General features: G+C 69.8%; 17 protein-coding genes and 1 riboswitch. Of the genes, 16 read left to right on the plus strand and 1 reads right to left on the minus strand.

Going from position 1 to position 13,735, the window contains the following annotated elements; translation table 11 throughout:
- Positions 1–8: 8 nt before the first annotated feature.
- The 16 genes from ACQBAT_RS07795 to ACQBAT_RS07870 all read left to right on the plus strand — a co-directional run bounded on the left by ACQBAT_RS07795 (position 9) and on the right by ACQBAT_RS07870 (position 13,139).
- Positions 9–443: a hypothetical protein gene (locus ACQBAT_RS07795; RefSeq protein ID WP_420748320.1), complete on the plus strand. Its 435-nt coding sequence runs from the start codon at positions 9–11 to the stop codon at positions 441–443.
- Between the two features lie 9 nt (positions 444–452).
- Positions 453–644 carry a hypothetical protein gene (locus ACQBAT_RS07800; protein WP_420748319.1) on the plus strand — a complete coding sequence of 64 codons (192 nt, stop codon included), beginning with the start codon at positions 453–455 and terminating at the stop codon, positions 642–644.
- Positions 645–754: 110 nt separating this feature from the next.
- Positions 755–1,651 (plus strand): phage major capsid protein, encoded by an 897-nt coding sequence (locus ACQBAT_RS07805; protein ID WP_420748318.1) that lies wholly within the window; start codon positions 755–757, stop codon positions 1,649–1,651.
- Position 1,652: 1 nt separating this feature from the next.
- Positions 1,653–1,970, plus strand: a complete 318-nt coding sequence (locus tag ACQBAT_RS07810) for a hypothetical protein (RefSeq protein WP_420748317.1) — start codon at positions 1,653–1,655, stop codon at positions 1,968–1,970.
- A 17-nt stretch (positions 1,971–1,987) separates the two neighbouring features.
- Complete coding sequence (locus tag ACQBAT_RS07815; protein WP_420748316.1) at positions 1,988–2,362, plus strand: DUF6093 family protein; 375 nt, start codon at positions 1,988–1,990, stop codon at positions 2,360–2,362.
- 245 nt (positions 2,363–2,607) lie between these two features.
- On the plus strand, positions 2,608–3,249 hold the full coding sequence (locus tag ACQBAT_RS07820; protein ID WP_420748315.1) for a CDP-alcohol phosphatidyltransferase family protein: 642 nt from the start codon (positions 2,608–2,610) through the stop codon (positions 3,247–3,249).
- Positions 3,246–4,157 carry a DUF881 domain-containing protein gene (locus tag ACQBAT_RS07825; protein WP_420748314.1) on the plus strand — a complete coding sequence of 304 codons (912 nt, stop codon included), beginning with the start codon at positions 3,246–3,248 and terminating at the stop codon, positions 4,155–4,157. The genes ACQBAT_RS07820 and ACQBAT_RS07825 overlap by 4 nt, the downstream gene beginning before the upstream one ends.
- Positions 4,154–4,486 carry a small basic family protein gene (locus tag ACQBAT_RS07830; RefSeq protein WP_420748313.1) on the plus strand — a complete coding sequence of 111 codons (333 nt, stop codon included), beginning with the start codon at positions 4,154–4,156 and terminating at the stop codon, positions 4,484–4,486. The genes ACQBAT_RS07825 and ACQBAT_RS07830 overlap by 4 nt, the downstream gene beginning before the upstream one ends.
- Positions 4,486–5,283 carry a DUF881 domain-containing protein gene (locus tag ACQBAT_RS07835; protein ID WP_420748312.1) on the plus strand — a complete coding sequence of 266 codons (798 nt, stop codon included), beginning with the start codon at positions 4,486–4,488 and terminating at the stop codon, positions 5,281–5,283. The genes ACQBAT_RS07830 and ACQBAT_RS07835 overlap by 1 nt, the downstream gene beginning before the upstream one ends.
- Positions 5,284–5,351: 68 nt before the next feature.
- Complete coding sequence (gene gcvH, locus ACQBAT_RS07840) at positions 5,352–5,741, plus strand: glycine cleavage system protein GcvH (RefSeq protein WP_420748311.1); 390 nt, start codon at positions 5,352–5,354, stop codon at positions 5,739–5,741.
- Positions 5,742–5,812: 71 nt separating this feature from the next.
- Positions 5,813–6,268, plus strand: a complete 456-nt coding sequence (locus ACQBAT_RS07845; RefSeq protein WP_420748310.1) for an FHA domain-containing protein — start codon at positions 5,813–5,815, stop codon at positions 6,266–6,268.
- Complete coding sequence (locus ACQBAT_RS07850) at positions 6,265–7,035, plus strand: MerR family transcriptional regulator (RefSeq protein WP_420748309.1); 771 nt, start codon at positions 6,265–6,267, stop codon at positions 7,033–7,035. The genes ACQBAT_RS07845 and ACQBAT_RS07850 overlap by 4 nt, the downstream gene beginning before the upstream one ends.
- A 22-nt stretch (positions 7,036–7,057) precedes the next feature.
- Entirely contained in the window at positions 7,058–7,558 is a 501-nt protein-coding gene (locus tag ACQBAT_RS07855; protein ID WP_420748308.1) for a bifunctional nuclease family protein, read from the plus strand.
- Positions 7,559–7,700: 142 nt separating this feature from the next.
- Entirely contained in the window at positions 7,701–8,285 is a 585-nt protein-coding gene (locus ACQBAT_RS07860; RefSeq protein ID WP_420748307.1) for a MerR family transcriptional regulator, read from the plus strand.
- 59 nt (positions 8,286–8,344) lie between these two features.
- A riboswitch (glycine riboswitch) is annotated at positions 8,345–8,441 on the plus strand.
- A gap of 78 nt (positions 8,442–8,519) precedes the next feature.
- Positions 8,520–11,465: an aminomethyl-transferring glycine dehydrogenase gene (gene gcvP / locus ACQBAT_RS07865; RefSeq protein ID WP_420748306.1), complete on the plus strand. Its 2,946-nt coding sequence runs from the start codon at positions 8,520–8,522 to the stop codon at positions 11,463–11,465.
- 105 nt (positions 11,466–11,570) lie between these two features.
- A complete protein-coding gene (locus tag ACQBAT_RS07870) occupies positions 11,571–13,139 on the plus strand; it encodes a glutamate--cysteine ligase (protein WP_420748305.1) in 1,569 nt (522 codons plus the stop codon).
- Here the strand turns inward: ACQBAT_RS07870 and ACQBAT_RS07875 are convergent.
- Positions 13,114–13,734 carry a histidine phosphatase family protein gene (locus tag ACQBAT_RS07875; RefSeq protein WP_420748304.1) on the minus strand — a complete coding sequence of 207 codons (621 nt, stop codon included), beginning with the start codon at positions 13,732–13,734 and terminating at the stop codon, positions 13,114–13,116. The two genes, ACQBAT_RS07870 and ACQBAT_RS07875, sit on opposite strands and share 26 nt — an antisense overlap.
- Position 13,735 lies beyond the last annotated feature (1 nt).

The following is a 13,735-nucleotide window of genomic DNA, read 5'->3' on the forward strand; positions in this document are numbered from 1 at the left end:
AGAACACCATGACCGAGCAGAACACCGAGAACACCACCACCGAGGCCCAGGACGACGCCGTGGACGCCGCCGAGGCCCAGGACGAGCATGAGGCCACCGAGGAGCCCCAGGACGAGCAGGAGACGTTCCCTCGCTCATACGTCCAAGAGCTGCGCGACGAGTCCGCCCGCTACCGTCTTCGTGCCGCCCGTGCCGACGACCTCGCCGCGGCGCTGTGGACCGCCCGCGTGGCCGCGACCGGCCGACTGGCCGACCCGAGCGACCTGGCCATGCCCGACGAGGCCGACCCGCTCGACTCCGAGGCCGTGACCGCGGCCGTGGACGACCTGCTCACCCGCAAGCCGCACCTGGCATCCCGTCGTCCCCGTGGCGACGTCGGGCAGGGCATGGCAGGCTCGACGGCGACCACCGACCTGGCCGGGATGCTCCGGTCACGAGCCTAGGAGGAACGCATGGCGAAGGCGCACCACGAGAAGATCATCCAGACCGGGGAGCTGCTGCTCGACAAGATCCGCGAGTCCGCCGACGACTACACCGCACCGGACGACTGTCACGCCCTGGCGCAAGCATTCGCCACGGTCGTGGAGGCGATGCCGCGTGACACGTCCGCCGGCGGTGAGGGCAAGGGTCGCAACGTGTGGTGACATACCCCCCCGTGGTACCCTGAGAGGGTAGGTCCTGGTGGCCTGCCCTCTCAGTGGTCCTGGTGGCCGAGGTCGAGTGAACACCCCTCCCTCCCAGACAGGACACCCTTATGGCCCTCGCATCCCAGACCCAGACCGCCGCCCCCGGCTCCGTCGCCACCACCGAGCTGACCGCCGAGCAGGTGCTCACGACCCTGATCCAGCCGCTGGAGGCCGCGAGCCAGTTCCTCGCCGCCGGCCCACGGATCATCGACACCGCCGGCCCCGTCAGGATTCCGAAGATGGGCGGCGCGACCTCCCCGTCGTGGCACGGCGAGAACGAGCAGATCACCGAGGTTGACCCGACCTTCGACGAGCTGCACCTGCTCCCGTCCACGATGGAGAGCATCAAGACCCTGACCCGGTACTCCAACGAGCTGGCCCGCCAGTCCGTCGTGGCGCTGGACGCCGCGATCAAGCAGCGGCTGGTCAAGGACGTGGCCGACACGATGGACGCCCAGCTCTTCTCCGCCGGCGGTGACGGCATCACCCGGCCGCGTGGCCTGTTCGCCTACGCCGGCACGCAGACCGTCGCGGTGGACGGGGCGCTGACCCTGGACCACCTGCTCGACGCCCAGGGCCTGGCGATGGCTGCGAACGTCAACCTAGAGCGGACCAAGTGGGTCCTGACCAGCCGGGAGTTCATCAACCTGCGGAAGGTCAAGGACGCTGACGGCCGCTACCTGATCGAGCCGGACGTCCACGTCGCCGGACAGTACCGCCTGTTCGGTGTGCCGGTGCTGGTGACCAACCGCGTCCCGGACACCACGGGCGCGTCCCCGACCGGCCGTGCCGCGCTCGTCGACTTCTCTCAGGTGGTCGTGGCCCGCGACGTCGCCCCGAGCGTGAAGGTGCTCGACCAGACCTTCGCGGCGCACGATCAGCAGGGGATCCGGGTCGTCTACCGGCTCGACGCCGCCCCGGCCAACCCCGAGGCGATCATCAAGCTGACCGGGATCACGATCTGAGATGTACCCCACCCCTGGTGACGTCCTGACCTTCCTCGGAGACAGCGGGGAGGGTCAGGACGACGCGCCCATCACCGCGCACCTGAACACCGCCATGCAGATGGTCAAGGCGTACACCCGCGGCAACGGCTTCGACGAGTTCGGACCGGCCGATGACGTGGCCGCGGTCGTCGTCTCGTGCGCCGCACGGCTCTACCGGAACCCCACCCTGGACCGCACCCAGACGATCGGGCCGTTCCAGACCTCACCGGGCATCTTCCAAGGCTGGACCCTGGCCGAGCTGGCGATCCTGAACAACTACCGCCGGAGGGCGCTGTGAAGGCCCGCGTGCGGGAGATGGCCGCACGCATGGACGCCGCGCTCACCTGCACCGGACGGCTGCGCGAGGTCACCGGCGTGGAGATCGACGACGAGGGCCGCGAGGTCCCGGCCTACGCCACCCGCTGGACCGGCCGCTGCCTGATCTACCCCGCGGACCGCGACGCCACGGTCGTGGACGTCGGCGGCGCGACCACCCCGCTGGCCCGGTACACCGTCCTGCTCCCCGCCGAGGTCGACGTGCGGATCGGGCACGTCCTGGACGTCACCGTCTCCCCGGACAACCCGAGGCTGGTCGGCGCGGTCTTCCGCATCGCTGACGCCCCGCTCGACGCATGGGCCGCGGTCCGGCACGTCATGGCCGAGCGGATCGAGGGTGGGATCTGGTCCTGAGCGGTCCCGGTTGACCACCATTCCTGACCACCATTCGTGTCTGTCCGCTAGCATCCGGGAGAATCCATGCTAGTCATCGTTGCAGGTCACAGACCTACATGGACAGCGGTGGACCCCCTGCCGACGTCTGGGGGTCAAGGGGTCGCAGGTTCAAATCCTGTCAGCCCGACCGAGAGAACCGCTGGTCAGCAACACGCTGACCAGCGGTTCTGCTGTGTCGGAGGCGCCACCCTACACTGAGCGTCATGATCACGGGCACGGGGGAGAGCGCGGAGCGTGCGCAGGACCGCTCCCCGCACCGGGTGCTGCCTGTGACCGATCGCCTCTGGACGATCCCCAACATCCTCAGCATCGTGCGCCTGCTGCTGCTGCCGGTCTTCATCTGGTGCCTGGTGCAGGACCGCTACGGCTGGGCCGGTCTGGTCCTGGTGATCTCCGGTCTCACCGACTACCTGGATGGCCGGATCGCTCGCTCCTACGGTTTGGTCAGCAAGCTCGGACAGGTCCTGGACCCGATCGCTGACCGCCTCTACATCGCGACCACGCTGATCAGCCTCGCCTGGATCGGCGTCATCCCGTGGTGGCTGCTGGGTGTGCTGGTGGCGCGCGACGCCTTCATCCTGGCGATGTACCCGATCGTCCGCCGTCACCACCTGCCGATCCCACCTGTCGACTTCGTGGGCAAGGCAGCGACCTTCAACCTGCTGGGTGCCTTCCCGCTGCTGCTCTTTGGCCACGTCGCGGGCTGGTGGACGACGCTCGCCCTGGTCACCGGATGGGCGCTGGCCTGGTGGGGGACCGTCCTCTACTGGGCGACCGGCCTGATCTACGCCTGGCAGGTCCGGCACATGCTGCGTCAGGCGCGTGCGCTGGAGGTGCCCGTATGACGTCGCCCAGCTCGCAGGGGCATCGCCCGGAAGGCAGCACCGCCACTGCAGCCCCCCGCCCCCGTAACCCCGCCGCCTCGATGGCTCTCCTCGAAGAGGTCCTCGACCCGCCGGTCGGTCCGGGCTACCACTCGGCCGCCCAGGCGCGCGAGGAGCAGGGGTTGCGGGCCTCGACCGGCCTCAACACCAGCCTGATGCTGGTGACGGCTCTCGCGCTCGGCTTCCTGATGACCATCGCCGCGGTGACGCTGCGGGCACCTGACCCGGCCGCGGCTCAGACGCGCGCGGACCTGATCACCCGGATCGAGGCCGCGCAGGCAGCCGGGGACGAGCAGGGCCGTCAGGTCGAGGCCCTGCGGGCCGAGATCTTGGAGCTGGAGCAGGAGCAGGCTCGCGCTGCCGAGGGGGTGGCGGGCCAACGGGCGATCACCGCGGCCGGCATCGAGGCCGGCGCCCAGGCCGTCGCCGGACCCGGGGTCGTCGTGACCCTCAACGACGCGCAACCGGCGGCTGCGCCGGGCGAAGGCGTCAAGGGTGAGCGGGTGAACTCGCGCGACCTGCAGCTCGTGGTCAACGGGCTGTGGTCGGCCGGGGCCGAGGCGATCTCGGTCAACGGGCACCGCCTCACCAGCATCTCGGCCATCCGCTACGCCGGAGAGGCCATCATCGTCGACTTCCGTGGTCTCACCCCGCCCTATGAGATCCGTGCGATCGGCGACCCTGCCGCTCTGCAGACCGAGACCACCTCAGGGGTGACCGGCGCCTATCTGTCCGAGCTGCGCCGCCAGCTCTCGCTGCAGACCTCGGTCTCGGTCCAGCGCGAGATCACCATCGGTCCTGGCGAACGACTCACCACCCGCGTCGGACACGTGCCGGCCGCGGCCACCCCCACCAAGGAGGACCGATGATCCCGGTATTGGGACTGATCGCAGGAGTGGTCCTCGGGCTGTGGCTGAACCCCGAGGTGCCGCAGTGGGCAGCGCCCTATCTGCCCATCGCGGTGATCGCCGCCCTCGACGCGGTCTTCGGCGCCGTCCGCGCCTCGCTCGAAGGCGTCTTCAACGATCGCGTCTTCGTCATCTCGATCGCGTCGAACGTCGTCGTCGCTGCGCTCATCGTCTACATCGGTAACCAGCTCGGCGTCGGCTCCCAGCTGTCCACCGGCATCGTGGTCGTGCTCGGCCTGCGCATCTTCTCCAACGTGGCCGCCATTCGGCGCCACCTCCTGGGGGCTTGATGGCGCCGAACCGATCCAAGCTGCCCCGGGTCCGGCGCCGCAACGCCGCACCCCAACCCACCACCGCGGAGGCCCGGACGCGGCTCTTCCGGATGAGTGGGCTGCGCCTGACCCGCGGTCAGCTCCTCGGTGCGCTGCTCACGCTGCTCATCGGGCTGTCCTTCGTCGCCCAGGCCCGCAGCACCGAGGAGGCGGGTCTGCGCGAGTTGCGGCAGAGCGAGCTGGTGGCGCTGCTCGACGACGCCAGCACCCGGGTCGACGCGCTGCAGCGCGAGGTCATCGAGCTGGAGGCCGACCGGGAGCGGCTCCAGGGCCAGCAGGGTGACCGGGCCGCCGCGGACGCCGCGCGCCAGCGCTTGGAGTCCTACGAGATCCTGGCCGGCACCGTCCCGGTCCAGGGCCAGGGGATCAGCGTCTTCGTCAACGACCCCTCCAACGCGATCACGCAGACCATGCTGCTCGACGGCATACAGGAGCTTCGAGACGCCGGGGCCGAGGCGATCTCGATCGGGCCGACCCGCGTGGTGGCCTCCAGCTACGTCTCCTCCACCCCCGATGGTGAGCTGATGCTGGACGGCGAGGTCCTCGCCAAGCCGTTCCGCATCCTGGCGATCGGGGACAGCCACACGCTCGCCGGCGCGATGGCCATCCCCGGCGGGTTCAGCGACAGCCTGCGCAACGCCGGCGCCAGCGTGGACGTGACCGAGAATCCCGAGTTGCGGATCGACGCGGTACGGGCTCCGACCTCCGCCCGTCATGCCCAGCCGGTGCCCTCCACCCCCGCCCCGAGCCCGTGAGCGCATAAGGTAGAACTGCACCTGACCGGACGCGACGATGCGCCGGACCACGACGCCCGAGGAGAGCGATGAGCACCCTGAATTACCCCGAGGACCTCCGCTACACCAGCGACCACGAGTGGGTCAAGGACATGGGCGACGGGGTCGCCCGGGTCGGGATCACCGCCTACGCGCAGGACGCGCTCGGCGATGTCGTCTACGTCTCGCTGCCGCAGGTCGGGGACACCGTCGCCGTCGGTGACTCGGTCGGTGAGGTGGAGTCCACCAAGTCCGTCAGCGACATCTACGCCCCCCTGGCCGGTGAGGTCGTGGGCGCCAACGAGGCGCTGGATGCCACCCCGGAGCTGGTCAACAGCGACTCCTACGGCGAGGGCTGGATGTATGAGATCAAGGTCGAGGACGCTGGCGCGCTGGACGGTCTGCTGGACGCCGCGGCCTACCAGGCCGAGCTCGACTGAGAGCATGTTCTGAGGCGGCCCCCTGCATTACAGTGGGGGCCGCACCACATACGAGCAAGGAAGGGCCGCCCGTGAGCGACCGCGATCGTGAGCACCACGAGTACGGCAACGACCCCGCCACCGCGCGCCTGCAGCGGGGCGGTGACCTCCCGGCTGCCGAATACAGCTTCGACGACGAGCTGCCCAGGCTGTCCCCGGAGGACCAGCGCACCGTGGACGCCCTGCGTCCGGGAACCGCTCTGCTGATCGTCCTGCGCGGCCCCAACACCGGCGCCCGCTTCCTGCTGGACGACGACGAGGTCAGCTCGGGTCGCCATCCCAAGAGCGACATCTTCCTCGACGACGTCACGGTCTCCCGTCGGCACGCGCTCTTCAGCCGCAGCGGTGAGGGTTACCTGGTCCGTGACGTCGGCTCGCTGAACGGGACTTACGTCAACCGTCAGCGCATCGACGAGACCGTCCTGCACCCCGGCGACGAGGTGCAGATCGGCAAGTTCCGCCTGGTCTACTACCTCGGCCGGTCGTGACCTCTGCCGCGACCGCCGAGCACGAGCCACCCGACGGACGCCCGATCGGCGCGGTCCTCAAGGAGCTCCAGGCGGATTTTCCCGACCTGACGATCTCCAAGATCCGCTATCTGGAGGGAGAAGGGCTGGTCAGCCCGCTCCGCCGGGCCTCGGGTTACCGGTTGTTCACCGAGGCCGATGTCGCGCGCCTGCGCTTCACCCTCACGGCCCAGCGCGACCGGTTCTGGCCGCTGAAGGTGATCCGGGACGCTCTCGACCGCCTCGACCAGGGCCTGGACGTCCCCGGACTCACGTCCCCGGCCGAGGAGGACAGTGTCACCGAGGCCGCGCCAGCGTCCGCCCCGACGCCTTCGGCGCCCGGCGTGGCCGACATCAGCGCCGCCGCCCTGCGGCGTCGCCGCGCCGTCCGGCTCAGCCCCGCTGAGCTGCGCGAACGCACCGGGCTGGACCCCGCGGCATACGGGCAGCTGAAAGCCTTCGGCCTCCTCCGCACCGACGCCTCGGGCCGCCACCACGCCGACGACATCGACGTGGCCACCGCAGCCGCCGCCCTGTCCCGCTTCGGGATGGAGGCCCGGCACCTGCGCTCCTTCCGGGTAGGCGCCGACCGGGAGATCGGCCTGGCCAACCAGGTGCTGGAGCCGGTCCGACGCCGCCAGGCGCGAGGCGCCCCCGGCGCCGACCACCGCGAGGTCGAAGCAGAGTTGCTCAGCACCATGCTGTCCCTCCACATCGCCCTCGTGCGCTCAGGTCTGGCCGAGCGCTGAGGACCGGGGTACCGTTGACGGGGTGAAAGAGCTCGACGTCCTCGGGGTCCGGGTGGAGATGCCCACCAACAGTCCCATCGTGCTCCTGCGCGAGCGGGACGGTCAGCGCTACGTGCCGATCTGGATCGGGGCGCCCGAGGCCACGGCCATCGCCTACGCACAGCAAGGGGTCGACCCGCCTCGGCCGCTGACCCATGACCTGATGGCCAGCCTGATCGGGGAACTGGGCCGCGAGCTGGAGAAGGTGCACATCACCTCCCTCAAGAACGGCGTCTTCTACGCCGACCTCCTCTTCGACCAAGGCACCAGCATCTCGGCACGACCCTCAGATGCCATCGCGCTAGCGCTGCGGACCGGCAGCCCGATCCTGGCGCCCGAAGAGCTGCTCGAGCAGGTCGGGGTGAGCATGTCCCTGGAGGACGAGGACGAGGTCGAGCGCTTCCGGGAGTTCCTGGACCAGGTCTCCGCCGAGGACTTCGAGGAGACCGGTGAAGGCGGGGAGTCGGGGGAGGAGCGTCCATGAGCGGAGCACAAGCAGAGCGTGTCTCCGGCGCGTCGGTCATTGACCGGGCGGCCCGCGACACCTACCGTCAAGGTGTGCTCAGGGACACCACAGTTCACGTGAGTCACATTCATCACATCAGTCACACTTCTGAGGAGGACCGGTGAGCGCTGACGCCCCCGGCACGCAGGCGGCCGACCAGCAGGAGCGCAGTTCGGCTCAGGGTGTGCTGTTCACCGAGGACACCCCGGCGATGGACGAGACCATCGGCTTTCGCGGCCCCACGGCCTGCGGCGCCGCAGGAGTGACCTACCGCCAGCTCGACTACTGGGCCCGCACGGGGCTGCTGCAGCCGTCCGTCCGCAACCCCAGCGGCTCGGGCACCCAGCGCCTCTACTCCTTCCGCGACATCCTCGTCCTGAAGATCATCAAGCGGCTGCTGGACACCGGCGTCTCGCTGCAGCAGATCCGCGTCGCCGTGACCGCCCTGCGCGAGCGGGGCGTGCAGGACCTGGCCCGGATCACCCTGATGAGCGACGGCGCGAGCGTCTATGAGTGCACCAGCGACGACGAGGTGATCGACCTCGTCCGCGGCGGCCAGGGTGTCTTCGGCATCGCGGTCGGCAGCGTCTGGCGTGAGGTCGAGGGCCAGTTGGCCGAGCTGCCCAGCGAGCGCGCTGAGGACCAGCTCGCCCAGGACTTCGGAGATGAGTTGTCGGCGCGACGCCGCGCCCGCCGCACCTCCTGAACAACGCCCTGCGGCCCCACCGATCCGCGCCCTCGGGGTGCTAGATTTGCCCTAGCCGTCGATCCCGCGCGGGAGAGACCTCACCAGCACCAGGTGGGGCGCCGAAGGGGCAACATCCCCGTCAACCTCTCAGGCGACAAGGACCTCGTGGGTCAGGCAACTCTGGAACGTCGTGCGTGGAGGCCGGTGGACAGAGGGGGAGGGTCTGCCCCCTGTCCGAAGGAGCCATGAAGAATGAGCAACGACGCCCCCCTCACCGCTGCCGTCGACCAGGACACGGTTGTCACCGATGACGCCGCGTCGCTGGAGCCGACCACGCTGTCCGACTTCGTCGGTCGCCACATCGGCCCGCGCGATGAGGACGTCGCCCACATGCTGGACACCCTGGGCTACGCCAGCCTCGAGGACCTCATCGACGCCGCCGTGCCCGAGGCGATTCGCGCCGCCGAGCCGCTGGGCCTGACGGCCGCCCCGAGCGAGCAGGCGGTGATCGGCGAGCTGCGCGAGCTGGCGGCCCGCAACACGGTGCTCACCTCGATGATCGGGCTGGGCTACTACGGCACTCAGACCCCGCCGGTCGTGCTCCGCAACATCCTGGAGAACCCTGCCTGGTACACCGCCTACACCCCCTACCAGCCCGAGATCTCCCAGGGCCGCCTCGAGGCCCTGCTCAACTTCCAGACCACCGTCACCGACCTCACCGGGCTCGACCTGGCCGGCGCCTCGATGCTGGACGAGGGGACTGCCGCAGCCGAGGCGATGGCGCTCATGCGCCGGACCAGCAAGGTCGCCGACGATGCCGTCCTGGTCGTTGATGAGCACCTGCTCCCACAGACGATCAGCGTGGTCCAGGCGCGCGCCGACGCGGTCGGCTGGGAGGTCGTGGTCACCGACGTGACCGGGGTCGGCGACGAGGCCGGTCTGCGTGAGATCGCGGGGGACCGTGACGTCTTCGGCGTGCTCGTGCAGTATCCCGGCGCCGACGGCCTGATCCGCGACTTCGCCGCGCTCACCGAGGCAGCCCACGCGGCCGGGGCGCTGGTCACCGCGGCCGCCGACCTGCTCGCCCTCACCCTGCTGGCCCCCCCGGCGCGCTGGGGCGCCGACGTCGCGGTGGGCACCACCCAGCGCTTCGGGGTCCCGATGGGCTTCGGTGGCCCGCACGCCGGCTATCTGGCCGTCCGCTCCGGCCTCGAGCGCACCCTCCCGGGTCGCCTCGTCGGGGTGAGCAAGGACGCCGACGGCGCCCAGGCCTACCGCCTCGCGCTGCAGACCCGTGAGCAGCACATCCGCCGCGAGAAGGCGACGAGCAATATCTGCACTGCCCAGGTGCTCCTCGCCGTGATGGCGTCCATGTATGCCGTGTGGCACGGCCCCGAGGGTCTGCGCCGGATCGCGCTGGAGACCCACGCCAAGGCCCGCGCCCTGGCGGACGCACTCACCGCAGGCGGCCTGGAGCTGGCCGGAGAGCACTACTTCGACACGCTCACTGTCCGCGTCCCGGGATCGGCCGCAGAGGTGCTTTCAGCCGCACGCGAGCGGGGGATCAACCTGTGGCAGGTGGACGGCGACACCGTCCTGCTGTCCGTCGACGAGTTGACCACCCTTGCTGACCTGCAGACCGTCGCCGAGGCCTTCGGTGTCTCCGCCCCGGAGCAGGTCGCCACCGTCGACGCCCCGGAGTGGGGCGGGCTGGCGCGGACCGAGGACGAGGAGTACCTCACCCACCCGGTCTTCAACACCTACCGCTCGGAGACGGCCATGCTGCGCTACCTGCGCAGCCTGTCCGACAAGGACTACGCGTTGGACCGCGGCATGATCCCGCTGGGCTCCTGCACGATGAAGCTGAACGCCACCACCGAGATGGAGTCGGTGACCTGGAACGAGTTCGGTGGGCTGCACCCGTTCGCCCCGCTCGACCAGACTGAGGGCAGCCGCGAGCTGATCCGCCAGCTGTGCGAGATGCTGGTCGAGATCACCGGCTATGACCAGATCAGCCTGCAGCCCAACGCCGGCGCCCAGGGCGAGTTCGCCGGCCTCCTCGCGATCCGCGAGTACCACAAGGCCCATGGCGACGACCAGCGCACGATCTGCCTGATCCCGGCCAGCGCGCACGGCACCAACGCCGCCAGCGCGGTGATGGCCGGCCTGAAGGTCGTGGTCGTCAAGAGCACCACCGACGGTGAGATCGACATCGAGGACCTCAAGGCCAAGATCGACAAGCACCGCGAGGAGCTCGCCGGGATCATGGTCACCTACCCCTCCACGCACGGGGTCTACGAGGAGACCATCACCGAGTTGTGCGAGCTGGTGCACGAGGCCGGCGGCCAGGTCTACGTCGACGGCGCCAACCTCAACGCCCTGCTGGGGATCGCCAAGCCCGGCGAGTTCGGCGGCGACGTCAGCCACCTGAACCTGCACAAGACCTTCACCATCCCGCACGGCGGCGGCGGCCCCGGCGTCGGTCCGGTGGCTGTCCGCGAGCACCTCGCCCCCTACCTGCCCAACCACCCCCTGGACGCCGAGGCGGGGCCGGAGAGCGGGCCTGGGCCCATCTCTGCGGCTCCCTACGGGTCGGCCGGGATCCTGCAGATCCCGTGGGCCTACATCCGCCTCGTCGGCGGGGCGGGCCTGCTGCGCTCGGGCCAGGTGGCCGTGCTGTCCGCCAACTACGTCGCCGCCCGGCTCAAGGACCACTACCCGGTCCTCTACACCGGCAAGAACGACCTCGTGGCCCACGAGTGCATCCTGGACCTGCGCGGCCTGACCAAGGAGACCGGCGTCTCGGTCGACGACGTCGCCAAGCGGCTCATCGACTACGGCTTCCACGCCCCGACGATGAGCTTCCCGGTCGCCGGCACCCTGATGGTCGAGCCCACCGAGTCCGAGGACCTCGGCGAGCTGGACCGCTTTATCGACGCGATGATCGCGATCCGCGAGGAGATGGACAAGGCCGCGGCCAATGGTGTCGAGGACAGCGCCCTGCGCCACGCGCCGCACACGGCATACTCCATCGCCTCGGGCGACTGGGATCACCCGTACGACCGGATGAGCGCCGCCTACCCGCCTGGCGTCGACCCGGGCCGCAAGTACTGGCCGCCGGTGCGCCGCATCGACGGGGTCTACGGCGACCGCAACCTGGTCTGCTCCTGCCCGCCGCCGGAGGCCTTCGAGGACTGACCCGGGACCACCGGGACACGCTGTCGGGCTCAGCCGCCAACTTTCTGGCGGCTGAGCCAGTCATAACGCCGCCTCATATGTTTGGATCGGCGCATGGGTCAAGAGGTGAGCAGCAGCGATTTTACGCGTGAGCAGCGCTTGGCGTTCCGCTCCAAGGTGATTAAGGACCTGGACGTCTTCGAACGGATGCTGGAAGGCAGCCGCTTCGACTTCACGCGCCCGCAGATGGGCCTGGAGATCGAGCTCAACCTCGTAGACGGCGACCAGCTCGCCCCGGCCATGATCAACCGTGACGTGCTCTCGGAGATGACCGACGAGGACTTCCAGACCGAGGTCGGCCGCTACAACATCGAGATGAACGTCCCGCCGCGACCGATGGCCGGCGACCAGGCCGTGCGCCTGGAGCGCTGGCTGGCCCAGTCCCTGCGTCGCGCGGGTGACGCGGCCAGGGTTCACGACGCGCGCGTCGTGGCGATCGGGATCGTGCCGACCCTGGAGGCGGAGCTCTTCGATGAGGAGTGGCTCTCCGACGGCGTGCGCTACAAGGCGCTCAACGACTCCCTCCTGCGCGAGCGCGGCGAGGGTTTCGAGCTGGACATCCAGGGGCCTGCGGGGGAGAGCCTCACCAGTTATCACGACACGATCGGGCCGCTGTCCGGCTGCACCTCGGTCCAGCTGCACCAGCAGGTCACGCCGCAGGACTTCCCGGTCTACTGGAACGCCGCCTCGATCATCTCCAGCGTCCAGGTCGCGATCGGGGCCAACAGCCCCTACCTGTTCGGCAAGCGGCTGTGGGCCGAGACCCGGATCCCGCTGTTCACGCAGATGACCGACACCCGGTCGGTGGAGCTCAAGCACCAGGGCGTCCGCCCGCGCGCCTACTTCGGGCGCGCCTGGATCACCTCGATCTTCGACCTCTTCGAGGAAAACGTCCGCTCCTTCCCGGCCCTGCTGCCCGAGATGTCCGACGAGGACTCGATCGCGATACTGGAGTCGGGCGGCTCACCCTCGCTGGTCGACCTCAAGCTGCACAACGGCACCGTATGGCGCTGGAACCGCCCCATCTACGACATGAGCCAGGGCGTGCCCCACCTTCGGGTCGAGAACCGCGTCCTGCCCGCGGGGCCGAGCGTGGTCGACATGGTGGCCAACGCCTGCTTCTACTACGGTCTGCTCGAGTCGTTCACCACGAGCGGGCGGCCGATCTGGACCAAGATGCCCTTCGCCGACGCCGAGAAGAACTTCCTGGACGCGGCCAAGCACGGCATCACCAGCGTGCACTCCTGGCCTGGTTTGGGCAAGATCCCTGCGGTCGACCTGATCGCCGACCACCTGTTGTCAGTTGCTGACGACGGGCTGGCCGCTCTGGGCCTGCGGCGCGAGGTCCGCAGCCACTTCCTGTCCGTGATCGAGGGGCGCTGCCGGACCCGCACCAATGGTGCGAGCTGGCAGGTCGCCGCGACCGAGGCCTACGAGCAGGCCGGCTACTCCCGTGAGGAGGCACTGCGGGAGATGTTCCGGCACTATCTGGACAACTCCGAGGACAACCTGCCGGTGCACACCTGGGAGATGCCCACGCCGGAGCCGCTGGTGAGCGAGGGCGGGCAGGACACCCAGGACTCGACCCTGGACGAGGTGTCCGAGGAGCTCAGCGCCGCTGGTTCCACGAGCTGATCACCGGATCCTCGTGATGGTGGGAGAGGATCCCGAGCGAGCCCACCTCGAAGGTCAGGTGCTGGCCGAAGCGCGGTGCCTGCCGGAGGTAGACCGCCGTCAACACCCGCAGCGCCTGACCATGCCCGACCAGGGCCACGTCTCCGTCGAACAGATGCGGGGTGACCCGTTCCAGCACCCTGCTGGCGCGCGCGGCGACCTCCTCCACCGTTTCCCCAGGCGTGTCGCCCGGCTCCACCCCGTGCTGCCAGACCGTCCAGGGATAACCCACCCGCTGCCGCACCTGAGCGGTGGTGAGGCCCTCGTAGGCGCCGTAGTCCCACTCCACGAGGTCGTCGTCGACAGCGTCCAGCGCCAGCCCCGCGAGCTCCGCGGTGCGCCGCGCCCGCTGCAACGGAGAGCACCGGACGTGGACGAACGACATACCGGACAGCAGGTCCTCCAGCTCGGCGGCGCCGCGCTCGCCCTCGGGGAGCAGCGGCAGGTTGGTGAGCCCGGTGTGCTGGCCGGTCCGCGACCACTGCGTCTCACCGTGCCGGATCAGGATCAGGCGGTGCCGGGGGACGTCCGGGCCGCCGGGAGGTGTGTCGTCCACG

It is taken from the genome of Ornithinimicrobium pulveris, assembly GCF_050261105.1.
In the GTDB taxonomy this organism is placed as follows: Bacteria; Actinomycetota; Actinomycetes; order Actinomycetales; family Dermatophilaceae; genus Ornithinicoccus.